This is a genomic window from Paenibacillus whitsoniae (assembly GCF_003955665.1).
GTDB classification, from domain to species: Bacteria; Bacillota; Bacilli; order Paenibacillales; family NBRC-103111; genus Paenibacillus_E; species Paenibacillus_E whitsoniae.
The window spans coordinates 47,097-70,558 of the sequence record NZ_RXHU01000007.1 but is presented as its reverse complement, the minus strand read 5'-3'; the positions used below and the strand labels follow the sequence as shown (position 1 = coordinate 70,558).

14 protein-coding genes are annotated in these 23,462 nt (G+C 54.8%); 1 reads left to right on the top strand and 13 read right to left on the bottom strand.

Features of this window, described 5'->3' with window-relative positions; all coding sequences use genetic code 11:
* Window positions 1–210 precede the first annotated feature (210 nt).
* Entirely contained in the window at window positions 211–1,245 is a 1,035-nt protein-coding gene (locus tag EJQ19_RS01550; protein ID WP_126139453.1) for a LacI family DNA-binding transcriptional regulator, read from the top strand.
* A gap of 904 nt (window positions 1,246–2,149) precedes the next feature.
* Here the strand turns inward: EJQ19_RS01550 and EJQ19_RS01545 are convergent.
* The 13 genes from EJQ19_RS01545 to EJQ19_RS01485 all read right to left on the bottom strand — a co-directional run bounded on the left by EJQ19_RS01545 (window position 2,150) and on the right by EJQ19_RS01485 (window position 23,442).
* Window positions 2,150–3,679, bottom strand: coding sequence for a four-carbon acid sugar kinase family protein (locus EJQ19_RS01545; protein WP_126139452.1), 1,530 nt, complete (start codon window positions 3,677–3,679; stop codon window positions 2,150–2,152).
* A gap of 5 nt (window positions 3,680–3,684) precedes the next feature.
* A complete protein-coding gene (locus EJQ19_RS01540) occupies window positions 3,685–4,944 on the bottom strand; it encodes a ribulose-bisphosphate carboxylase large subunit family protein (RefSeq protein WP_126139451.1) in 1,260 nt (419 codons plus the stop codon).
* Window positions 4,945–4,948: 4 nt separating this feature from the next.
* The gene (locus EJQ19_RS01535) at window positions 4,949–5,644 is read right to left on the bottom strand and encodes an aspartate/glutamate racemase family protein (protein ID WP_126139450.1); all 696 of its coding nucleotides are present in this window, start codon (window positions 5,642–5,644) and stop codon (window positions 4,949–4,951) included.
* A gap of 34 nt (window positions 5,645–5,678) precedes the next feature.
* Window positions 5,679–7,403 (bottom strand): glycoside hydrolase family protein, encoded by a 1,725-nt coding sequence (locus tag EJQ19_RS01530; RefSeq protein WP_126139449.1) that lies wholly within the window; start codon window positions 7,401–7,403, stop codon window positions 5,679–5,681.
* Window positions 7,388–8,989 (bottom strand): response regulator transcription factor, encoded by a 1,602-nt coding sequence (locus tag EJQ19_RS01525; protein ID WP_126139448.1) that lies wholly within the window; start codon window positions 8,987–8,989, stop codon window positions 7,388–7,390. Before EJQ19_RS01525 ends, EJQ19_RS01530 begins: the two co-directional genes overlap by 16 nt.
* A 34-nt stretch (window positions 8,990–9,023) precedes the next feature.
* Complete coding sequence (locus tag EJQ19_RS01520) at window positions 9,024–9,848, bottom strand: carbohydrate ABC transporter permease (RefSeq protein WP_126139447.1); 825 nt, start codon at window positions 9,846–9,848, stop codon at window positions 9,024–9,026.
* Entirely contained in the window at window positions 9,848–10,717 is an 870-nt protein-coding gene (locus EJQ19_RS01515; protein ID WP_164716265.1) for a carbohydrate ABC transporter permease, read from the bottom strand. Before EJQ19_RS01515 ends, EJQ19_RS01520 begins: the two co-directional genes overlap by 1 nt.
* A gap of 66 nt (window positions 10,718–10,783) precedes the next feature.
* A complete protein-coding gene (locus EJQ19_RS01510) occupies window positions 10,784–12,139 on the bottom strand; it encodes an ABC transporter substrate-binding protein (RefSeq protein WP_126139445.1) in 1,356 nt (451 codons plus the stop codon).
* 116 nt (window positions 12,140–12,255) lie between these two features.
* A complete protein-coding gene (locus tag EJQ19_RS01505; protein ID WP_126139444.1) occupies window positions 12,256–14,037 on the bottom strand; it encodes a sensor histidine kinase in 1,782 nt (593 codons plus the stop codon).
* 108 nt (window positions 14,038–14,145) lie between these two features.
* Window positions 14,146–16,752: a glycoside hydrolase family 78 protein gene (locus EJQ19_RS01500; protein ID WP_126139443.1), complete on the bottom strand. Its 2,607-nt coding sequence runs from the start codon at window positions 16,750–16,752 to the stop codon at window positions 14,146–14,148.
* On the bottom strand, window positions 16,749–19,850 hold the full coding sequence (locus EJQ19_RS01495; protein ID WP_126139442.1) for a glycoside hydrolase family 2 TIM barrel-domain containing protein: 3,102 nt from the start codon (window positions 19,848–19,850) through the stop codon (window positions 16,749–16,751). Before EJQ19_RS01495 ends, EJQ19_RS01500 begins: the two co-directional genes overlap by 4 nt.
* A gap of 238 nt (window positions 19,851–20,088) precedes the next feature.
* Complete coding sequence (locus EJQ19_RS01490; RefSeq protein ID WP_164716264.1) at window positions 20,089–22,047, bottom strand: carbohydrate-binding protein; 1,959 nt, start codon at window positions 22,045–22,047, stop codon at window positions 20,089–20,091.
* A gap of 624 nt (window positions 22,048–22,671) precedes the next feature.
* Window positions 22,672–23,442, bottom strand: a complete 771-nt coding sequence (locus tag EJQ19_RS01485) for a DUF975 family protein (protein WP_164716263.1) — start codon at window positions 23,440–23,442, stop codon at window positions 22,672–22,674.
* Window positions 23,443–23,462 lie beyond the last annotated feature (20 nt).

The window sequence follows — 23,462 nt, the reverse complement described above, 5'->3', positions numbered from 1 at the left end:
TAACTAAACTAAATTGAATAAATTTAGTTAAAATTTAGGTTTACCCTAATCATATATCGGAAATAATAGGGAGTCAATATGAATTTAGTTAATATTTATGTATTGTTTATATAAATAGTTTAGCCCAAGCCCTTGAAAACCTTGCATTTATCTCGTTCAGGTTTTAAACTAAACTTACTCAACTTATTTAGAAAATGGAGATTGCCAAAGATGAAGATGGATGATATCGCGAGGCTTGCAGGTGTATCTAAATCTGCAGTGTCGCTTGCGCTTAGTGGAAAGCCGGGCATAAGCGCTGAAACACGCGAACGCGTACTTGAAATTGCGAGGGAAAGCGGCTATGCTCCTAAACCCCGTGCAGCGTCCTCTGAATTGCCGTCGAGATCGCTGTCTTTTTTGGTTTTTACGAACGCTGGCATTGTGCTTGAGGAATATTACCAGCAGCCCTTCTTTCGGGAGCTGATTCATTATATTGAGGACAGATGCCGCTCCAAGGGGTATTCACTGCTATTTTCCACCGTGAATATGAATCACTTTGATCGCGACATTCGCTCGATCGCTGAGATTCAGCAAAGCGACGGCGTTATTTTGCTAGGCACCAATCTGCATCCGCACGAAATAACCGAGATTGCAGAACGGCTTGGCCCTCAGCTTGTTGTTTTGGATAATTGCTTTGATACGCTGCCCCTCCATTTCGTTGCCATTAATAACGTTATGGGGGCTTATCAAGCAGGGGAACATTTATGTCGATCGGGTCATCGCGAGATTGGCTATATCGCTTCCAATGTGCGGATCCATAATTTCGATGAACGTCGAGAAGGCTTTGAGCAAGCCCTGCGCGACAATGATCTTACCCTTTCGCCTGAACATACTTTCGCGGTTGCGCCTACGATGATCTCCTCGCAGGAAGATCTGAAAGCGCATTTGAAACTGTACCTGGAGCCAGGGCGCCGCCTGCCTACCGCCTTGTTCTGCGAGTGCGATTATATCGCGATTCGAACCTTAAAAACACTGACTGAACTGGGGGTTCGGGTGCCCGAGCAAGTATCAGTCGTCGGTTTTGACAATATTACGGAGTCTCAAATTGTTTCGCCCGAATTGACAACCATTCACGTCGAGAAAAAACGTATGGCTCAGTTGGCTGTCGATCTTGTCATTGAATCCATAGAGCTCGGCGAAGAAACCCATACCAAAATCCGGGTCGACACCCGATTTATCGAGCGGAGCTCCACCAAGAAAGCATAGATTTGAGTTGAATTCCTTCCGCCGAACGGAAGGAATTCAGGAGCCCGCCCCTCGTACAAGAAGAGGAACGTAACGACACTATTTTCGAAAATCCGGCCCATTTATGTCACTAGGGGAACGAGAGGCCCTTATTTGCGTTATTTAGGGCGAAATGGATGGCTCGGTGCCCGAATAAGGGCACCTCATTCCGCTTCCTGGCTGAATGCAGAGAAATTCACAGAAATAGCGGCGTGTAGTTCCGCGACCTCGAATAAAAGTGAAGAATTTGCCAGTTCACATCAATGAGTGAGATCCTAAGTAGTTACCTTTTTCGCAGACTTATTGTAAAAAATGCCTATTTTAAGACAACCCACTTAACGAACGTAAGAACAAGGCGCGGAGACGTTACGATCAGCACCGTGAGCACGAAATGTTGGCTTCACGGAGGATGACGACGGCACGTTGTTGGCGCTAACGTTTGTCACAGCGGCTATTTGGCCCCAAATCGTTCATTTCAAACTCTAACGGTTACCACGATGCCTATTTGCATGAAATCTGCCCACTTGCACAAGATTTTACCGCAATAAGCGCTGTGGCAACCGTTAGAATCAATATCGTCCTCTTATCGGGACAATAAGCCCTCTGGCATCCGTTACACCTTCTTCCCCTCCCCCTCTCGCAGTGATATTGTCCAAACAAGCAGCAATCCCTCCCACCCAAGAGCTTACTCATCACGATCCATTGAGCAGCAGTAACCAAAAAGGCCAAAAAGGCCAAAAAGGCAGGAATTCGTGTGCTCACCGATCTACCTAAGAGTAACCTTTTAGCTGATCATCGCGTTGGAACGGATTGAAATCGTTATAAAAGAAAAGCAGACGCCGGCCATGGCGTTCTGCTCTTCGCTATACACATATTGCCTCACGTTTTATTCACATGGCCACGCCGCAACCTTGGCGAAAAAGTCAGGGCTGCCGACTTGCCCGCCCTTGAGGACAAGCTCCAGGCCGTCAAACGGCGCTTCGGCCGCATAGGCCCGGCACAGCGGTCCGCCGGGATCAAGCACCGCCTTGCACGCCAACGCATAGATGCCGAGCTCCCGAGTGACGTACCCGGAGGTGTCGCCGCCGGCGATGAGCACACGAGGCAGCCTAAGCTTCTGCACAAGCGCTTTGGTGAGTAGCCCCAATGCGCTGCCCAGCAGGCGGCTGCTGTCCTCGGACCGGAGGCCCTGCGCAGCCAGCAGGTCGCGAAGCAGATCGATGCTCGCGTCCTGCGGCCCCGCCGCGGAGTAGACGATCACGCTCCGTCCGCTTTCGAGCGCGTCCCGCGCCTCGGACAGCAGCTCGCCGACGGTCGCCGCCCGCGTCTCAGCGCGGATCAGCTTCTCCACAGGCACACGAAGGCCGTGGAAGCCGGTCTCCAGTGCGCGGGCAATCTGCCCTTCGGTGACCGGCGAGCAGCTGCCGGAGATGACGAGCAGCGGGGAAGGCGCAGCGGGCGAGCGCTGCGCTGAGGTAGCCGCGGGTGCGATAGGTGCGCCGGCGGCGCACGGTTCAGCGGACGGTAAGACAGCGCCCGCGACAGCAGCGTCGGATGCGCCCTCTATGGCGCCCGCCGCTGTGCTGGTAACGCCCCCCAACTCCCGGTCCCGCCGCCACACGGCCCCCAGCGCGTACTCCACGCCGGAGGAGCCAATAACGAACAGGCCGTCCCCCCTCTCGGCCTCGTCCCAGATCAAGCGCCCGGCCGTCTCCAGCCGGCGCTCATCCAGGACGTCGAACAGCACGAGCTCCGCCGGCTGTTCCCCGCTTGCAAGGAGCGCCTCGAGCCGCTCCTGCACCTCTGCCTCCGTGCCGTCCAGCGCACGGATATCGAGCAAGGCCGACGGCAGCACAGTCTGCTGCCGCAAGTGCCGGAGCAGATCCGCCTCCGCCATCGGCGTGATCGGATGCCGGCTCATCGTCGGATGGCGGTCGAGCCGGTGCACCGCACCGGGCCCGCCCCCGACGCCGCCGCCGGCGGCAAAATGCTGGCCGAATACCGTGTATCGGCCCAAATAAGGCACGCCGGCCAAGAGCGGAATGAATCGGCCGCCGAACACCTCACGGCCGATTTCCGCGGCCTTGCCAATCGAACCTATGCCCGGCGAGGAGTCGAACGTCGAGCAGATTTTGTAGTGGACGACGGCAGCGCCGGACGCCTTCAGCATGCGAAAGATCGGGCGCAGTTCCCGATCCATCTCCTCGGGCGTCATGGAGCGCCCGACGCCGGCAACGCCGAAGCAGTCGACATCGCGAAAGCGTGTCTCGAGCTGCTCCGTAGTTGGCGGCTCAAGGAACAGCACGGTCTTGAGCCCGGCCGCAAACAGCGACTCCAGTACATCTGTGGAGCCGGTAAAATCATCGCCGTAATAGCAGAGCAGACGACGATTCTCCTCACGCTTGTGATCAGCCATGCCTCTCATCCCTTCCCGTACTTCTCAATCGCCCGCTGCAATGCCGGATGCTTCGCCGCATACTGCTCCAGCGGGATGCCCTGCACGGCCGCCTCCCAGCCGAGCTTCATGCTCTCGAAGCCGGACGCAGGACCGTCGGGATGCGCGAGCATGCCGCCGCCGGCGAGATGCATGACGTCCACGGTCCGCGTGGCCGCATACGTCGCAGGTGCCGTTCCCGCCCATTGGGCGGATGAGACGACCGGCATCGTCGCGTACCCGCCGAACATCGGCGCCGTGCAAGCCTCAATCGAGCGAACGACGGATGCGTCGCTCTCATAGAACTTGCTCTGCAAGCCGTTCACATGCAGATGGTCCGCCCCGGCCAGCCGGCACAGCTTCTGGTAGGCGGTGAATTCAATCCCAAGCAGCGGCGAGCGCGTTAGCATCCCCCACTGGTTGCGGTGCCCGTGAATCGGCACTTCACTGTAACGATTGAGCGCCGTCAAGCCCGACAGGCCAACGCTGAGGATGCTCACCATGACGCAGTTCCCGCCGGCCGCTACCACGAGATCATGCCCCCTCTGGAGCTCGTCGTAATCGCCGGTGATGTTGAACGCATACATCAACTTCTTGCCGGTCCGATCCGCCGCCCGTTCGACAGCCGCCATGACAGCTTTCACTTTACCCTCAAGCGGCGCATAAGGCGGATTGGCGTTCAGTTCGTCGTCCTTGATAAAATCCATGCCCGCCAGCGCCAGCCGCTCGACTAGCGCCGACAGCTCTTCCATGGATAAGCCGACGCTGGGCTTCACGATCGTGCCGAGAATCGGCCGGTCGTAGACGCCAGTCAGCTTCCGTGTCCCTTCAATACCAAACTTCGGGCCGGGATACCGCGCCGCGAAAGCATCCGGCAGCTCCAGATCGAGCAGCCTCAGCCCCGAAAGCTCCTGTAGCTCATAGAGGTTGCCGGCCACTGCCGACATCAGATTCGGGATGGAAGGTCCGAAATTGTGCAGCGGAAAAGACACCTTGACGACCCCACGGCGATATTTGCCGTCGTGGTTCGGCGGCGTTTTGGCGCCCGGCAGCGAAGGCGCGTCCACTTCCTCCAACGGCTCAATGCTTTCCACCACCGCGCCATGCAGCGCTTTGAGCGCATCCGTCTCGCCGGGAACCGCCGTGAACGTGCCCGTCGATTGCTCGCCGGCGATCGAAGCGGCCGCCTTTTCCAGCGAATAAGGCGTCTCCACCAAATAAACGGCTGTGACCCGCGTTTGATTCATGCTGTCATCCCTCCTCGCGTGCCGCTTTGGCCTGTTCCAGTGCGGCTAGCACAGCCTTCACCTGCTCCACGCCGGATTTCGGCGAAGACAGCACCGGCTTGCCCGTCGCCTCCGTCAACGCCTGCTCCATGCGCGCCATCGACCCCTGCGCCAGCACAATCACGTCCGCCTCTCCGGCAGCCCGCTTCGCTGTTTCCAGCAGCAAGCGGTCATGCTCCTCCGGCTTCCCGCCGACCAGTGCATCGAATGCTCCTTCGGCAAGCCCACTCACTAGCGTGACCGTTCTTCCTGCTTCCTCCGCTTTCCGGCGAAGGAGCCGCAGCGTCGGCTCGAGCGTTGTTGGCAGCGTAGCCAGCACGGCAATACGCGCGTAGCCCTCAACGGCTCTGGCCGCCATCCATTCGTCGATCCGCACGATTGGCACGCCGATCGCGCCGCCGGCCGACGCCTCGTCCGCCACATCCCCTACCGAGGAGCAGGTGTTCAGAATCACGTCCGCCCCAAGCTCCTCCGCATGGCGATAATATTGGTTCAAATGCCGATTCACAAGCTCCGGCACATGGCCGGCCCGTACGACATCCCCGATCAGACTGTCATCGATAATGTTCACCAGGCGGACATCCGGGAGCAGCTCCTGAAACACTTTTTTGAGTGGATCGGCCAATCCCTGTCCGGTATAAATCGCAACGACCGTTTGCATCGCAATGCCTCCTTTAAGGTTTCTACTCACACGACTACCAAACGAACTCCTTCTCGAGACGGCGATACTCCCCTTCGCGCATTGGCGCTTCATCGAATACGCGGCGATCGCTATAGAGCGGTTTTTTCTTCCCTTTCGGCGTAATGTTCACCACATCGTCTCCGCGCCATTCCGTCTCGAACGTTTGACCGACGGCATTTTCCAGCGTTTTGCGGAAGCTGAGCGGGAACGTGACTGTGATCGTTTCACCGGCTTTCGCAGGGCCGAGCAGCAGGAAGTGCTTATTCACCCAAGAGCTGGCTTCGCTACCCCGGCCTTCTGTGACTTCGCCGCCTAACTCGCGTACAAAGCGGATTTTCGTAAAACCAGCCCACTCCGGAATCCGGATTTGCAGACGAGGGAGATCCGTATGAATGTGCAGCACCACCTTGCCTTCATGCGGCAGATAAGAGGAAACATCAAGCCATTTGGAGCCGCGGTTGAGCAGGAAATTGACACTGATTGCCCCGTTCTTCTCTGTAATGGTGTTGCTCCAGCCCATGAAAAGGCCCCGCGTGCCCGATCCGAGGCAGCACAGCTGCAAATCGCTCGTATGACCGCGTCCTTCATTGACGTCGCAGACAAAATCGTTCGGCGCCGAATAGCCTGCGAACGAGCCTCTTGTGCGCTCCGCCACTTTATAAAAGCTTGTATTCGCCGGAATATCCTGCGATTTATCCTGCAGTTCTTCGACCCAGCTGAGATCCAGCAGCTGCGATTCCGCCAGATGGTTGCGCAGGAAGCGCTCCACCGTGCCCCAGTACTCGACATAGCCGCTGCGTGCCAGCGTGATGCCCGTCGCAATCAGATCTACAAGCGAGCACGTCTCATGCTCGTATGCCTGCTCATGAAGGTCCCCCGGCGTCCAGCCGAATGCCGTACATTTGGTCAAGGCCCAGTCGTAGCATTTCTTCACCCAGGCAATGATGGCCGCGTCGCCGGTGAAAGCGCCGAACCTGGCAATCGCATCCAACGTCCCGATCCGCGTATGGAAATGTCCGCTGCGATAAGCGAGCGAGTCGTTGAAGCTGCCGTCGGCGTTGAAGACGCCGCTGCGCTCAATAATCAGCGCCGTGAAAAACTGACACAGCTCAAAAGCGTCGGTGTTGCCCGTCAGCTCATGGTATTTAAGGAGAGGCATCACCAGGCGGCCGCAGAACGCCGCAGGGTCCGGCGCCAGACGAAGCTGGATCGCATTCGCCGACGGCCAGCCGGTTTCCTTGTATTCGGAAGCCGGGTAGTACCACACATCCCGTTCTTTCACCGCAATGCGCCGCAGCGCGGCGACGTGGCGGTCCGCCGCCTCTTTTACCTTCGGATCGCCGGTTTCCATATACCAGGTTGTGAGCGATAGAATGACCGCCCGCTGGTCAATTAAATTCGCATTCGGCTCCCAATCGCGCGTTGGATTGATCTGCCGGTAGCTCATCCCGTCTTCTTTGAAGAAAGACAGCAGGTTCGCCCGATACCTTTCCTCGATCTCCTTGCCGAACGTCTCGCCGGACATATGGCGGGCCAGAATCAAGCCGTCGATCATCCGCCCATGGGAGGAACCATAATCCCAATCCCCATGGGTCACGTAAGCCGGCTTATGATTCAAATTCGCGGCAAAAAACGGAATATAATTGTGATCGTGATCCGCCATGCCGATCATGGCATTGATCGCGTGCTTCGCGCGTTCTTCCAGCATCAACGTATCGGGAATCAGAGACTTGGACATATCTGTTTCTCTCCTTCGTGGTCCGCCTGACCGATCGATTTGCGGTACTCGCCGATGGTCATGCCGACTTTCTTTTTAAAAATTTGACTGAAATAGCGGTAATCCTCATATCCGACCTTCTGGGCGACTTCATAGTTCTTGTATTTCGATTTATTCATGAGCTCTTTCGCTTTACGCATCCGAATATCCGTTAGGTAATCAATGAAATTCTGACCTGTCATTCGTTTAAAAATCCGGCTTAAATAGTCCGCGTTCAAATAATAGCTGCTCGCGATCTGAGGCAGGGACAGGGATTGGCTGTAATTGCTCTCCATCCACGTTTTGAGCTCAAGCACGGCTTTCTCGCCCAACTTTTCTCCGGATTGGCTGTAATAGCTCACGAGCGGCGGCAGCAATTTCTCCAGGAACAGCTTTTTCATCGAATCCCTGTCGTTGCGAAGATGAATCTTCTCTGCGTAGACGAGCGTATTGTCGCCGCAAATGTCTTCGACCCGCGCATCCTTTGCCTGCAACTGCTTCTCCATCGCATGTAAGAGCAGATCCGCACTCCATTGCAAATGCGCTACGGTCGCAGGCTCTTCGGTGAACGCTGCGAATAAGCGCTCAAGCTCGAGTTCCGCCGCCTGCCGATTGCCAGATTGCAGCACCCACAGGAACGCATTCTCGAGATCCTGCGGGTACTGGCGGCTCGTCTGCGGCTGCAGGTGCTCCGCATCCAGCAGGACACCCGTCGCTGCGAGCGGCTTGCGCAGCAGCGCCTTCCGCGCTTCGTGACAGGCCTCACCCAGCTTGGCGGCCTGCCGCTTTACGCGGCTGACGCCGAACGAGAAGCTCGCGCCGCCGCTCGCTTGCACCATGGCATGGCTCAGGCTGGCGTGCAGCCGCCTCATGTCGTTCGGCTCCAGCTTCGGCGCGGAGACCGCCAGAGCCCACGCCTTGCCGTTATCCTGCAAAGGGATCAGCTCGTACTGCCAGCCTCCTCCGAAGAGGAAAGGCTTCATCCGCGACAGCGTCTCCTGCATCGCAGGCAGCAGCCGCTCCGGCTCCACGTGATCCCCGTAGCGATCCGTGTGGGCGAGAAGCAGGGCCGCTTCGCCCGCCCGCCAGCCCGCCGGCACAAGCTTCTCGGCCAGGCTTTCTTCCGCGTGCAGCAGCTGGCGCAGCCAGTCCTCGCCTTGCTCACGGGCTACCTTGTGCCGCTCCGCCTCCCGGCGATCGAGCTCCTGACAAGCCTTCTGCACGACGACCGCCAGCTCTTCCTTTTTCACCGGCTTGAGCAGGTAGTCGAACGCTTTATGGCGAATCGCTTCTTTCGTATATTCAAAATCCGAGTACCCACTGATTACAATCGTCAGCAAGTCCGGCAGCTCTTGGTTCAGCTTCCCGATCAGCTGCTTGCCGTCCAGTCCCGGCATGCGCATGTCGAGGAAGAGAATGTCCGGCTGAAGCGTCAGCGCCAAATCGTAGCCCTCTCCCCCGTCCGCCGCTTCGCCGGCGAGCGACAAGCCCCATTCGTCCCAGGAAATGGACTGAATCAATCCTCTGCGTATCCACTTTTCATCGTCCACAATGATGACTCTCCGCATTTCCTGCTCCTCCTTTTGGCAATCGAAATCCCTGCTAGCCTTTGAGCGAACCTGCTGTCAAACCGTCGATAATATAACGCTGCAAAATGAGATAAACAATCAGTACCGGGGATACCACGAGTACCATAAAAGCGAACACGACGCCCCAGTTCGTGCTGTACATCGTCACAAAGTTAAAGATTTGCAAGACAATCGTCCATTTCGTACTGTCGGTCATGAGATAGAACGGTCCGAAGAAATCGTTCCATACGGATACCATCACGACGATGGACACCGTAACGAGCACGGTCATCAGCAGCGGCAGCACGATTTGCCCGTACAACCGGAAGTAACCGCAGCCTTCGAGCAGCGCCGCTTCATCCAGTTCGCGGGGAATCGATTTCATGAATCCGACGAGCAGGAACACCGCAAACGGCAGCAGTACGGCTGTATAGTACATGACTAAGCTGAAATAGGAACCTTTGATGTGCAAGTCGCCCATCAGCTTAATTGTCGGAACGATCGACACCGGGACGATCAGGCCCATGATGAACAAATAGTAAGCGCCTTGCAGAAAGCGGCTGTCTCTCCGCTGAATAATAAAAGCGGCCATCGACGCAAACACATTCACACAGAGGACAACCAGCGCCGAGATGAGGATGCTGTTTTTGAATCCGCGCAAAATATTGGCTTGCTGGAAAACTTCCTTGTAATTCGTAAACTCCCATTTGGATGGCAGCGACAGCCCGAAGAGCGCCGACTCCCGAATCCCCTTAAACGAATTGACCAGAATCATAAAGAAGGGAATCAGGATGCAGCAAGCGAGTGCAATCGCCAGGAATTCCAGCAGCACAAGCCGTATACGTGTACGGTTTCGCATCACATCTCGACCTCCCTTTTCTTCATCGCCATCAGAACAGGCACGCCGACCAGTGTCACGAGCACGAAGAGCACCACATTTACAGCAGTCGCGTAACCGAACAGACCAGTGCTGAACATCCCGCGAATGTAGGTGTAGAACACTTCCGTCGTATAGCCGGGGCCGCCTTCGGTCAGCACCATCACCATCTCGAACACCTTCATCGAGCCGATCATGGACAGCAGCACGTTCACCGTCAGCGCCGGAGCGAGAAGCGGAAACACCACGGAGCGGAACCGCTGCCAATACTTCGCGCCGTCGATAGACGAGCTCTCGATCAGATCCTTCGGAATGAATTGCAGACCTGCCAGATACACGACCATGGAGAAGCCCGCTACCCGCCACAAATCCGTTACAATGATGGAAAACAGGGCATACTTCGGATCGTTCAGCCAGTCATGTACGAGAAAATCGAGGCCTACTTTCGAAAGCAGCGTATTCACAATCCCATGCTCGGGATGATAGATCGCACGGAAAATGTAGCCGATGACGATCGGCGCAATCACATAGGGCAGAAAAAAAATCATGCGCAGCACATTTCGCAGCTTCAATGCTTCATTCAACACGAGGGCCAGGCCCAATCCCAGAAAATTTTGCATGAGCGTCACGACAGCGGCAAAGATCAGCGTATTGATTAACGCGGTTTTGAGCCGAGGCTCCTTGAACAGCTCGATATAGTTCGCGAGACCCGTGAATTGAATCCGGTCTGCGTTGATATTCCAATCCGTGAAGCTGTAATAAAACCCGATCAGCGTTGGGGTAATAAAAAACAACAGGAACACGGCGAGCGCCGGGAACGAAAAGTATAACGGATATTTCAGCCTTCCCACTCTGCTCCCCTCCTTCATTCAAAAATGCTCCGGCCGGAAGCGAGCCTCCGACCGGACGTCCCGTGCTTACTTGAAGCCGTCAAGCAGCTTCGCTTTGCCGTCTTTCTCATAGTTCGCCGAAAATTCCTTCAACGCTTTGTCGACGTCGCCATCGATGAAGAAGTTTTGCAGCGTTTTTTGGAAATCGGCAAAAGTTGGTGTCAGACGATTTTGCACGTTGATTTTCGCTTTATTCGCATCAATAAGATCTTTCACGGTTTGCTGCACCGGATACAGGCTGCTCTTCGCGCCTTGGAAAATCGGAATCCCCGGTGCCGTCTGGTAGTAGAGGTCGACCATTTCCGGCGAAATCATGAATTTCACCAGATCCGCAGCCGCGTCAGCATGCTTGGCTTTTGTCGGAATCATGAGCTGATTCGGCGGCGTAATCATCGCAGTCCCTGCATCCGTTGCGGAAGGGAACGGGAAGAAGCCGATTTTGTTCGTCACAAAGTCTTTGCCGAACTTCTTCTCCAGCTGCGGGATAATGCCGTCCAACATGAACGCCATGCCCACTTTGCCTTCGCCCATCTGATTTTGCAGCTCATCGAACGTGCCGGCGAGCGGATTGGATTGAATCAATCCGAGGTCTTTCAGTTCTTTTTGCTTCGCGAACAAGTCCTTGAGCGCTGGGATGTCGGCGAGCTTCAGCTCGTTCTTCTCCAGTTTCTGCACGCCCGCGTCACCGATCGCCGGATCGACGTTCGATACCCAGCCCGTAAAGTAGAACACCTGCGGCGGCCAGCCGTCTTTCACACCTTCATAGAACGGCGTGATGCCGGCGGCTTTGATTTTTTTGGCGCCTTCGATCATGTCCGCGTAGTTTTTCGGCGGCTGTATTCCGGCCTTCGCAAATACATCTTTGTTATAGTAAATCCCCATCATGCCCGTAGCGCCGAAAGGGACGCCGTATATTTTTTTGCTGGTATCCATTTGGAAATCTTTCATCGTCGGAATAATGCGATCCCAAACCGCCTTTTCACCCGACCACTCCTTGAGCGTCTCGGAGGCTCTCAATTTCACGTACTGCTTCGGTCCAGGCTGCATTAGAAACAAATCCGGGAAATCTGCGGTAGAGAAGCGCGTTTTCATCATGTTGTCGAAGTCGCCGCCAGGCAGTGCCTGCACTTCCACCGTGTTGCCCGTCTTGGCCTCATACTCCTTAAAAATCTTATTAAATGGCGTTACGTCAACGGTGTTGGCAATGGCAAATGTCAGCGTGACCGGATTTTTCTTCACCGGTGCCGATGCAGCTGTAGATGCGGCTGGCGTCGCCGCTGCCGGCGAGCTGCCAGCCGTATTCGTTCCCCCGCTTCCGCATGCGGTCAGCGCCATAACAGCAGCGATGGAAGCTGACATTGTTACCGTTTTCATTTTCTTCATTTCTGTTGCCCCTCCCTTATTTGACCTTACACGCTCATTATATTGCAAGCGCTTACCTGCGCCCCATTCACGATAACGACTTCTTATGTTGAAAAATCCTACTTTCGATCTCGCACTCAGGCCGTAAGATGAAGTGTCACTTGTGTTCCCTTTCCTTTGCGGCTGTCAATGTGAAAGTGAAACCCTTCGCCGTACCGGATTGTGTACCGAGCGTAGACGTTCTGAACGCCGATGCCCATATTCGCTGCCGCCGGTAGTTTGAACTCCTCCTGATAGAGCGGTTGGCGCAGGGAGTCCCTGATTTCCTCGAGTCTTGCTTCCGAAATGCCGACGCCGTCGTCACTTACCTGAATGTAGACGCCGTCCTCCTCGCGCCATGCCTTGAGATGAATGCTCCCCTTGCCCCGTTTGCGCTCTATGCCGTGGAACACCGCATTCTCCACAAGGGGCTGGAGCGTCATTTTGAGCATCGGAAAATCCAACAGTTCTTCTTCAATTTCCTGTTTGTAGTCAATTTTGCCCTCAAAACGAATGCCCTGAATGTTCATATAGGCTTCAATCTGCACAAGTTCTTCCTGCAGCGTGACAATTTCATTCGAGTTTCTCGTATTGTAGCGGAACATATCCGCCAGCGATTGCGACATTTGCCCGATTTCTTCGACCTTATAGTAGTCGGCCATGGCTTTGATGCTGTCCAGCGTATTGTAGAGAAAATGCGGATTAATCTGTGAATAGAGCAGCGCAAGCTCCATCTGCTGCAGCTTGATTTGATACACGTACTTCGTCTCGATCTGCTTCTGAAGCTCATCCTGCATGGCGTTAAAGTTCATCGCGATGCGGCCGATCTCGTCCTTACGCTTAATATCTACCCGCACAGAGAAGTCCCCGCGTTTGATATGGTTCACGGTTTTGTAAAGATGCAAAATCGGCTTCGTGATGCTTCGGCCGAACAGCAGCGACAGAATCGTCGACACGACGAGCGCCGCGAGGGCTGTCCAGATCGCGGTTGTTTTGATTTTATCGAGGGGAGAGAAAATTTCGGTTTTGGGCATAATGAGCACGGTTTTCCAGTTAGAGTACTGGGAACGGGTATAAGAGACGAGCATCTTGGCGTCGCCGCTACCTGTCCAGAACTTGCCGCTATCGCTATGAATTTGGGCAAGTGTCTCCGAATCGATCGACGCCTGGCGCCCATCGGCCGAATCATAGATCGGAGCGTTGCTATCATTCAAAATGAGAAACCGAGAGTTCACGGTCAGGTCCGCGCGCTGGCGGATGCCGTCAAACAGCCCGAACGTGTAGTCCGCCCGCACCACAATGAAGCCGATCGGATTCGAGAAATCGCGAATCAGCATAGCCGTGGAATACATGCCCGGCGAGTTGAAGAAGGTAACCAGTCCGTCCTTCGCCACCGCCTGCCGGAACCAATCGGCTCTTAGCACCTCGCTGGCGCTGCCGAAGGACGAATTGTCGGAGGAATTCAGCAGTTCACCGTTGCTGTAGTAGATCTGAAACCGAATAAAGTCCGGAATCGGCGTAATGTTGAAGCCCTTGAGGAACAAGTCGCCGAGCTTTTGCCGGAACAGAAATTTATTTTGATTGTCCATCCCCGGGTAAGCATTGATATTATCGATATACTCCTGATTATAATAAGGAGCGAGCAGCAGATTGCGTTTATTATGAAAGTCGTTATCCATATTGAATTCGATTTGCCGCACCATCTGCGCGCTGGCCGTTTCCACGCGTTCTGCCATAGAATTGTAGGAAATGTAGAAGGAAGCGGTGGAAATTAAGGCAATACAGATCAAAATGATAACGAAATAACTCAGCAGCAGCGTCGTACGGATTCTGGGAAACAAGGCCATGAAAATGTTGGGTAGACTTTGCAGCCATCGCATCGGGTGTCCCGCCTCTCTTTCTATGCGCAAACAGCCGAACCCGGAAGAGGGGCGGCTGAATCGCTCACCCTTCGAACCCGAATTCGGACTGTTTCAAGGAAGTTTCCTTTAGTGTAGCATAGAAGCGCTTTCAAACACATAGCTTCCTGAACTTACCGTGTGAACTGTGCCTTCCGCATCCGGCATGTGAATCGTTGCCGTCGTGTTTGGCGGCACCTCGACTTCCAGCCGGAAATCACCTTCACCGGTGAGCTGCCAAGCGACTTGCAGCGTGCCGTAGAGCGAAGCGTAGCTCGCCTTTACGGACGTCAGACGGCCGCCCGGCTTCGGCTTAATGAGGGCGTGCTTGAAGCCCGGCGCTGCGGGATCGGCCTCGATGCCGGCCATGTAGCGGAACATCCATTCGCCGACAGAGCCCAGCGAATAATGGTTGAAGGAGTTCATCGACGGCGTCTGGAAGCCGTTCTCCTCCGTCCAGCCGTCCCAGCGCTCCCAGATCGTCGTCGCACCATGCTTGATCGAGTACATCCACGACGGAAAAGCCTCCTGCGTCAGCAGGCTGTACGCAACATCCAGGCAGCCATGGTCCGTCAAAGCCGGCAGCAGGTAGCCGACGCCGAGGAAACCTGTCGACAGCCGGTAGCCGCGGCCGCGAATGTCGGCCACCAGACGATGCACAGCTTGATCGCGCTGCGATTCCGTCAGCAGCCCGAATTGCAGTGCGAGCACGTACACGGTCTGGGTATCGCCGTAGATGCGGCCATCCCCGTCGACGAACGCCCGACGGAACGCTGCGGCGATGCCATCGAACAGCGTACGGTATGTCTGCGCGTCTTCCGTCTTGCCGAGCACATCGGCGATTTGGGCCAACAGCTTCGTGCTGTAGGCGAAGTACGCCGTCGCAAGCACCTCGTTTGGCGTATCCGCGCCGATGGACAGCCAGTCCGCGTAGTTCGCATACCCCGGCCGGACGAGATCGTCCGTCGTATGCTTCAAATACTCGACCCATTTCACCATGGCGACGTAGTTGGCGGCGAGCACCCTCACATCGCCGTACATGAGGTATAGCGTCCACGGGATAATGACACCGGCATCCCCCCAGCCGGAGTTATCCGGCGCGAACCAGTTGAGGCGCGTGTTCCAATTCTTGTGGCGAATCCAGCCCGCATCCGGCGCAACATCTGTAAAAGCGCCAGAAGGCTGCTGACAATCGACCATATCCTGCACGTATTTGGTAAAGAAGCGCGACACGTCCATGTTGTATGCCGCCGTCCTTGCAAAAATCTGCGCATCCCCCGTCCAACCGAGCCGCTCATCCCGCTGCGGACAATCGGTCGGCACGGATAGGAAGTTGCCGCGCTGCCCCCATGTAATATTCGCATACAGCCGGTTCACCAGTGGATCGGACGTTTCGAGCTGCCCTGCGACCGGCGTATCCGAATGCACGACTTTGCCCGTGATCGTCTCCAAATCAGGCTCGCCCGGGTAACCGATCAGCTCGACGTAACGGAAGCCGTGGAACGTAAAATGCGGCTCAAAACGCTCTACGCCCTCCCCTTTCAGCGTATAATGCTCCTGCTGGACAGCAAGGCGCAAATTGTCCAGATACAGCGTCCCGTCCGTATTCAGCATCTCCGCGTGGCTGAGCGTCACCTGCGTGCCCCGCTCGCCCTGCACCTTTAGCTCTGTCCAGCCGACCATATTCTGCCCCATATCGTAGATATAGGTGCCTGCCGCCGTCCGCTCCATGCTGATCGGACGCATCGTCTTCGTGATGCGGATCGGCGGCTCCACCGCGGCGACCAGCAGGCCGTTGTAGCCTGCGCGAACGTCCGGCAATTCCCAAGCCTCGTCGTCATAGCCCGGCAGATCCCAGCCGGTGAGTTCCTCGCGGGCGTCGTAGGCTTCCCCTTTAATCATATCGGAGTAAAGGATCGGGCCCCGGCTTGTTTTCCAGGAAGCATCGGTAAGGATTCGCTCCTTCGTCCCATCTTCGTACTCAACAGTCATTTGCAGGAGGATAAAAGGGCGCTCCCCGTACACCTTGTCTCCGAGAAAGCCGACAGTGCCGGCATACCATCCGTCGCCAACGATGGCGCCGAGCGCATTTTCGCCCGCCCGCAGCTTATCCGTAAGCTCTACGGCCTGCACCTGCACACGGACGTTATAATCCGTCCAGCCCGGAGCGAACCAGTCACCGATCCGCTCCCCGTTGAGGTGAAGCTCGTAAACGCCGAGCGCAGTCACGTAAGCGACGGCGCGGCGAACGGCTTTGTTCAGAACGAACGCCTTCCGGAAATACGGCGACGGCTGCATCTCGAGCCCGGGCTCGGCTGCGCGGCCGATCCATTTCGCTTTCCATTCGCCGCGCGAGAGGAGGCCCATCGACCAGAAGGCTATATCACTCCAGGCCGTCGGCTGGCCTGCTTCATCCCATACCCGGACTCGCCAGTAATAAGAGGTTTCGGATTGCAGAGGCGCTCCATCGTATGGAAGGTGTGTAGATGCGTCGGAGCGCACTTCACCGCTGTCCCACATATCGGCTTCGCCTTGCGCCAGCCCTTCCGGGCTTGTCGCCACTTGAATGTGATAGGCGCTTTGGCTTGCGCCCGGGCTGTCCGACTCCAACTGCCAAAATAACCGCGGCTGAAGGCAGTCCAGGCCGAGCGGATTCGTCATGTATTCGGTTTTACAAGATGTAATTCGGATAGTCATAGGGGATCCCTCCAAGATTCTCTGGATTCGTTCGGTGATATCGGCTGCATGCGCAGCGTGAAGGACTGTCTCTGTGCAGGTATCAAGTACTTCTCCAGCGTAGGCGCGTAGCCGCAGCTGTGGTTGCCCAACCCGCTCTGTCGGGCGTCGAGCTTGACGATGGAACGGTCGACCCGCGTCAATTCATGCACATGCTTGGCGGTTGCGAGGTCTTCCGTCGTGTACTGATGCACGCTGCAGTCAAAATGCGGCTGTACCGCCGGGGTGCCCTGAAACCGCAGCCCGACGCCCTCTGCGTTCGTGAGCTCCGCCCACCGCACGTCGCTCTTGTTGCCGTTCTCCTGCGGCTTGATATACGGCACGAACTGCTCCTGCACGGAGCCGCTGTATACGCCCAGCTTCCCGCTTTCCTTGCGGTCCACATAGCACTCGTGCGGCCCCCGGCCGAACCATGCGAGCCGGTCGAAGCCCTGCGGCATCGCCAGCTCAACCCCGAATCTCGGCAGCGGCGGCAGCGCGTCCCCGTTGCCGAGATCGCGGGGGACGAGCTCCTGCGTCAGCTCGAGCTCGCCGCTTGCATGAACGACGACGCTAACGCTCACGTCGAATAACGGTTTGGCGCCCCGGGCGCCGAGCACCGCACGGGTCACGACACGGCAGCCGCCATCCGCCGTCTGCTCGGCGGTAACCTCGCGTGCGTGGAGCACCAGCCGGTTGTACCCGGCCGTCACCCACGCCTTGGCGAGGTGCACATCATTGTCAACAGGCGCACGCCACACGTTGACTTTCGGTCCTTGCTCCAGCAAGCGAGTGCCTTGATGCGTCCAGGTCGTGAGGGTGCCGCTCGCTTTGCTGAAGCGGAGCTCGCTCTTCGCCCCGGTGAGGATGAACTCGCCGGCCGTCTCTTTCAGTTCCAGCTGGGTCAGCACAGGCTTGGCCTGCTGAACTTGCTGAGAATCCGCCGCTGCCTTCAGCGGGATATCCGCCCAGGCGATTTCATGTCCGGGCTCAGCCCACAGCGCCGCTTCCCGCAGTGTGAATTGCACGTGCAGCCAATACTCTCCCGCTGCTTCCAACTGCTGGGGCTGCAACGGGAGCTCGAGCTTCACCGAACCGCGCGGCGGCGTGCTTAGCCTTGGCAGCTCCCCTGCCTCGATGACGGTGCCGTCCCTGAGCAGACGCCAGGTCCCTTGCAGGTGACCCAGCGTCAAGAAGTCGTAGCGGTTCCACACGTACAGCCTCCCGATACCCGCTGGATCTCCTTCGATTTTGACCGGCTCGATGACTTTCTTGTATTCCAGCAACGACGCTTTCGGCGTTCGGTCGGGAAAGAGCAGCCCATCCAGGCAAAAATGCCCGCTATGCGGCTCCTCCCCGAAATCGCCCCCATAGGCGTACCAGGCTTCACCCTGCTCATTGCGCTGCCGGATGCCCATATCCGACCATTCCCAGATCAAGCCGCCCAGCAGCCTTGGGTACTTGTGCACGGCGTCCCAATACTCTTGCAGGTTGCCGGTGGAATTGCCCATCGCATGGCCGAACTCGACCATGAGGTAGGGGCGCGGATCGTCCTTCTCTCCCTCCTCGACCACCGTCTCGACAGCCGGGTACATGGAGCTGACAATATCGACGACCGGCGCATCGTAAGCCCTTTCGTAATGGATCGGACGCGTCGGATCCGCCTCCCGAATCCAGGCCGCCATCGCGTCATGGTTCTCTCCGTAGCCTGACTCATTGCCGAGGGACCAGAGGATGATGGACGGATGGTTTTTATCCCGCTCGACCATCCTTCGCGCCCGCTGCACGAAGGCTTCCCGCCAGTCGGGATGCTGCGCCAGATAGCTTTCATTTCCGTAAAAATGAAACCCATGCGTCTCCAAATCCGTCTCGTCGATGACGTACAGCCCGTAGCGGTCGCAGAGCTCCAGCCACCTTGTATCGTTCGGATAGTGCGACAGACGCACCGTATTGATATTGTGCTGCTTCATCAGGATGATGTCCCGCACCATCGAAGCCATCGTCGTTACATAGCCGAGCTCGGGATCGAACTCGTTGCGGTTGACACCTCTGATGATAATCGGGCTGCCATTGATGAGAAGCCGGCCTTCCGAGACGACAATGTCACGGAAGCCGACATCGATTTTTTTGACTTCGAGGATCTGGTCCTCTTCGTCGCAAAGCGTAAACAGCAGCGCATGCAGGTGCGGCGTTTCCGCCGTCCACAGCCGTGGAGCATGGATCGTTTCGGTTAGTTCCAGCACGACTTCTTCTGGTCCAACCCTATGCTCACGGTTGAATATAGCGTTTCCTTCGGCATCCTGCAGCGTCGTTCGGAGAGTGCAGCCTTTGCAGGCTTCTGAATCAGGGAAAGCGAGCTCCGTTGTGAACTCCAGCACCGCACTCGCGTATCCATTTGGAAACCGGGTCCGCACCCTCACATCCCGGAGTGAGAGCGCCGCATGTGCGGTCAAGTATACATCGCGAAAAATACCGCTTAGCCGCCATTTGTCCTGACTTTCCAAGTAGCTGCCGTCCGACCACTGGTAGACTTGAACGGCGATTGTATTCATTCCCTCACGCAAGTAAGGGCTTACATTAAATTCTGACGTAAAGTGGCTCCCTTGGCTGTAGCCGACGGGTTTGCCGTTAACCCAAAGGTGAAAAGCGGCATCCACCCCTTCGAATACAAGGTGCACGCGGCGTTCTTCCCACCCCTCCCTGAGCGTGAATTCGGTCCGGTAGCAGCCGGTCGGATTTTCCAGCGGTACATTGGGCGGATCTATAGGGAATGGATACGGGCAGGAACTGTACTGCGGGCGGCCATAGCCGTGCAGCTGCCAGTTCGAAGGCACAGGGAGGGTATCCCAGCCGCTCGCATCGTAATGATCTTCATAAAAGTTTGCCAGCGCTCCCAGTGGAGACTCGGCATAATAAAACGGCCAGCTGCCGTTCAACGACTGATAAAACGGAGAGCTCGCCCGTTCGCCCTCCAGAGCGGTCTCGGCATCGGCATAAGGAATCAAGCTCGCGCGAGGCTCCTCGGTATGCCGTGTTAAGATGTTCATATTTTTCCAATCCGGTTGTTCCTTCGGTTCCAAGCTGAAACACCTCCATCTTCATCCCGATCCTATTCAGCATAGCGGATGAAGGCCTTAGGTGAACATTCAAGATTCCGACTCTTTTTGTTATATAATCCGTGCTGCACTTAACAGACTATGGGCCATAATTTGAAATTTTACGAATAACCCTAAAAAAAATACCACGAGCCTCCGCAGAGCGCACCGTGGTATTGTCGGATGACAAGAACTTGATAACACCTTTCAAACCGTTTCCATTCTATTTGAACTGGAACCAAGTTAAATTTGCAACTGTGCTTGAATCTGACTTAACAAAAGTAACGTATACCGTATGGGTTCCTACAGCTGTCCCGGCATTAAGCGAGATATTCTTGACTGACCATGCCTGCCATCCGCCTGTGCTTTCTGCCGTCCAATAACCCAGCATAGTGCCTGTAGGGCTATCCAAGTGGAATTCGATCCTTCCGCCGGAATTAGCCGATGCAACCTTCAGATCAATACTTGTTTTAGCTGTACTGCCAAAGTCTACATTTTTAAATGCTATATAGTCGCCATTGCTTCCTCCACCCACATCCAGCCCGCCATCTGTGCTGGATTCATAGGAAAGAACACCTGAGCTAAGGTTATAGCCTTCCGCTTCAAATTTCAATGTGTTGAATTTTGGTTCTGCCGCATAGCTGTTCGTATCTGTTATTTTCAAATCTGTCAAATTCGTTGCCGCAACTCCACCGACGCGTACATTGTTTAATGTAACTCCGGAGACAGTAGATGTATCACTCCAACCCTTCATTATTGAAACTTCACCTAAAGCGCGTAAATTGATATTATTAAAGACCACATTTTTGATCGGACCGGTTTTTGCAGAAAGATCAAACCATCTGGAGTGTACGCCGGACCTTGGCCAGAAGCCTTCGACATCGATATTGTCAAAAACAATGTTTTGTGCCGCTGGAGTCCCATACAGATGACCTACCGCTAAAGCGCGCCAGCACCTGAATATAAAAGAGTTTTTAACAACGATGCCATCCTGAAGCTGTTTCACTCCATCTCCAACCTTGAATGCTCCGCATCTGCTCCAGGCCAAAGCATCATCCACAACTACATTTGACTGATTCTCAGGAGTTCCGGGCCAGTTAGCAGCAATATCGGTAGTTGCTACATCCCAGGTCTTAAATGAGTAGGTGTCATCCTCCGATACTGCTACAGTATGCTTTATGAGTACATTCTGGCTCTCTTGAATATCTATTGCATCATTTTCATAATCAAGTTCATTGTTGTTGAAGTGCTTTGTATTCTGGAAGGTTACGTTATTAGATCTGGTAACGATCGTAGCCCAGCCCCCGCTGTCTCTTATTATTATGCCGTCAACTGTGAAGTTGCTGGTCTGCAAGGGCACAAGAATATTGTTCAAATAATTGTTTGTATTTCTCATATAATGGCCATTGCCGTCAATAGTCCCCCTGCCGTATATTTTAATATTGTTTGCATTTGTTTCGGTATAAATAAACCATGTTCCATCCTTACCCAGAGAATTCTTATGAAAATGGGTAGTGTAATCGCTCGGATTTCCTGAACCCCTTATAACAGAACCACCCGCCAGATAAACCGAAACATTGCTTTTTAAAACAAGGTTTCCGCACTTATAAACTCCGGCCGGAACGTATACTATACCGCCCCCTGCTGCGTTAGCCGCATTTATGGCGTTTTGTATTGCAGTTGTAGCCATAGAGGCACCGGTACTGTCGGCACCGTATTGCGTTTTAACATTGTATATGCCTGTACCGGATGAAGCCGGAACATTGGTTTCGAGAGCATCTGCCGCAATAACCAGATCCTTCAGGTTATTGATTTTAACGATAAGATATGTTGGTGATGAAAGTGTAAATGTAAGTGTATTTCCGCTCTTTGTTGCAGTGATTCCCAAAGCTTTGGGAGAAATATTATAGGTATTGATTGTCTCGCTTGCTGTTATTGTGATTGTAGTCGTACCTGAAAAAGAGAAATTACAATAATTATAGTTTACAAATACCTCCGAAGTGTCGATTACCGGTATATTTGTAGAGTCTGCTGTTACCGTGTATTGACTGGTCGTGGTATAAATCGACGGTAATGGATAGCTTACAATTGTACCCGCCGCGCTTGCTGTCAAAGGAACGACAACTAACAGACAGACGAGCATACAAACAATTAAACTTAATAAGCTTAACTTTTTTAGCATAAATAAACACCTCTTTCGGCAGAGTTATACTAACCTTTTCTGCATCAGCAAAGTTTCCTTTTAAAGTACAGCCCCGGTTTTTGTTGCACCTTGTGCAGGATTTCTGCGTTGGTCGCTACTACTGAGCTGTATTGTTACATTTTATCCACAATCTCCCCACTGTCGCTGCTATTGATCTAGCATTGTTGCACTTCATGCACATTCTCAGCGCAAGCCGCTCCAATCATGGCACATGGCCCCACTGTTACTCCGCATTTCCGCCCTCAGCCTGCTTCCAATCTAGAGCCAGGACCAGGCTCAGAGATGTTATTAGCATACGGTTCATCATTGGTAGTCCATCATTGGTAGTTCATCATTGGAAGTTCCCCCTTATATATCCCAAATGTATTCGCTTACAACCTGATTATAAACGGATTGGCGCATCCGGATAAGGCGGGTAAACCCACTTTAAGGGCAGATTTTTGCAGGAGCTTTATACAGTGAAGGGTGGCCACCTCCGCCCTGCGGACATGCCTCCCCTGCGCATTTTTATTCAAAACAAAAAAGCCGCAATTTATGCGGCTTTCAATGTTACTATGTTCTTGTCACCCGACATATTCATCTTGTTCCTATTGTGCCTGCAGCTTAGAGGATGCACAGCTCCTCCTGCGAACTCAAGCCTTCATCCAGCGCCATTTGCCGCAAAGCGAGATACAGTTCCGCTCTCGTCGAGTTGTAGTAAGGAAGCACAAACAGCACACCGACACCCAGCGCAATTGCGCCCAGCAAGAACCAGCCGATGAACGACAGATCCAGCACAAAAGTTCGCCATTTCTGCCCGTGCATCATCTCACGGCTGAGCTGAATCGCCCGCTTCCGTCCAATTCCCGGGTTATCGGTCAAAATGTAAGGCACCATGGCGTACGAATACGATTTGACGATACCAGGGATAATGAAGAGCACAAACCACCAAAAATTGAGCCATCCCCGCCAAAACATCCCGGCGACAATTCCTAGATAATTCCCTTTTTTGAACCCATAACCCACATACCCCATGTCGACATCCTCCTGCGAGGCGCGTTTGAAGTAGTGATAGCTGCCTGCTTTCAACGGTGAAAGCACGAAGATCTCAAGCGCAATGCCCGCCAGTACCGCGATAACGATAACAACCAGGAGGATGCCCACAATGACTGCGCCGAAGCCATTAAACACATCCGGAAATCCGTCCATGTTCCAAGTGAAGCTGGAGGAACCTCCCGAGCCGCCTCCCGTCGCCCCATGATTCGACCTCCAGTTGCAGCTCGGCAGGCTGCCGCTGACAACAGCCAGAAGCAGGCTGACCAGGAATCCTTTCCAGTAGGATGTGCGCAGCGTATCCTTAGCTCTGCTTTTTAATTCCCCTCGTGACCAATCCACGTAACCCCTCCTAAGACAAT

Bases quoted from the DNA above. Each gene is read 5' to 3' on its own strand.
- EJQ19_RS01550 (WP_126139453.1), top strand. From the start codon at position 211: ATGAAGATGGATGATATCGCGAGGCTTGCAGGTGTATCTAAATCTGCA.
- EJQ19_RS01545 (WP_126139452.1), bottom strand. From the start codon at position 3,679: ATGGCTGATCACAAGCGTGAGGAGAATCGTCGTCTGCTCTGCTATTAC.
- EJQ19_RS01540 (WP_126139451.1), bottom strand. From the start codon at position 4,944: ATGAATCAAACGCGGGTCACAGCCGTTTATTTGGTGGAGACGCCTTAT.
- EJQ19_RS01535 (WP_126139450.1), bottom strand. From the start codon at position 5,644: ATGCAAACGGTCGTTGCGATTTATACCGGACAGGGATTGGCCGATCCA.
- EJQ19_RS01530 (WP_126139449.1), bottom strand. From the start codon at position 7,403: ATGTCCAAGTCTCTGATTCCCGATACGTTGATGCTGGAAGAACGCGCG.
- EJQ19_RS01525 (WP_126139448.1), bottom strand. From the start codon at position 8,989: ATGCGGAGAGTCATCATTGTGGACGATGAAAAGTGGATACGCAGAGGA.
- EJQ19_RS01520 (WP_126139447.1), bottom strand. From the start codon at position 9,848: ATGCGAAACCGTACACGTATACGGCTTGTGCTGCTGGAATTCCTGGCG.
- EJQ19_RS01510 (WP_126139445.1), bottom strand. From the start codon at position 12,139: ATGAAGAAAATGAAAACGGTAACAATGTCAGCTTCCATCGCTGCTGTT.
- EJQ19_RS01505 (WP_126139444.1), bottom strand. From the start codon at position 14,037: ATGCGATGGCTGCAAAGTCTACCCAACATTTTCATGGCCTTGTTTCCC.
- EJQ19_RS01500 (WP_126139443.1), bottom strand. From the start codon at position 16,752: ATGACTATCCGAATTACATCTTGTAAAACCGAATACATGACGAATCCG.
- EJQ19_RS01490 (WP_164716264.1), bottom strand. From the start codon at position 22,047: ATGCTAAAAAAGTTAAGCTTATTAAGTTTAATTGTTTGTATGCTCGTC.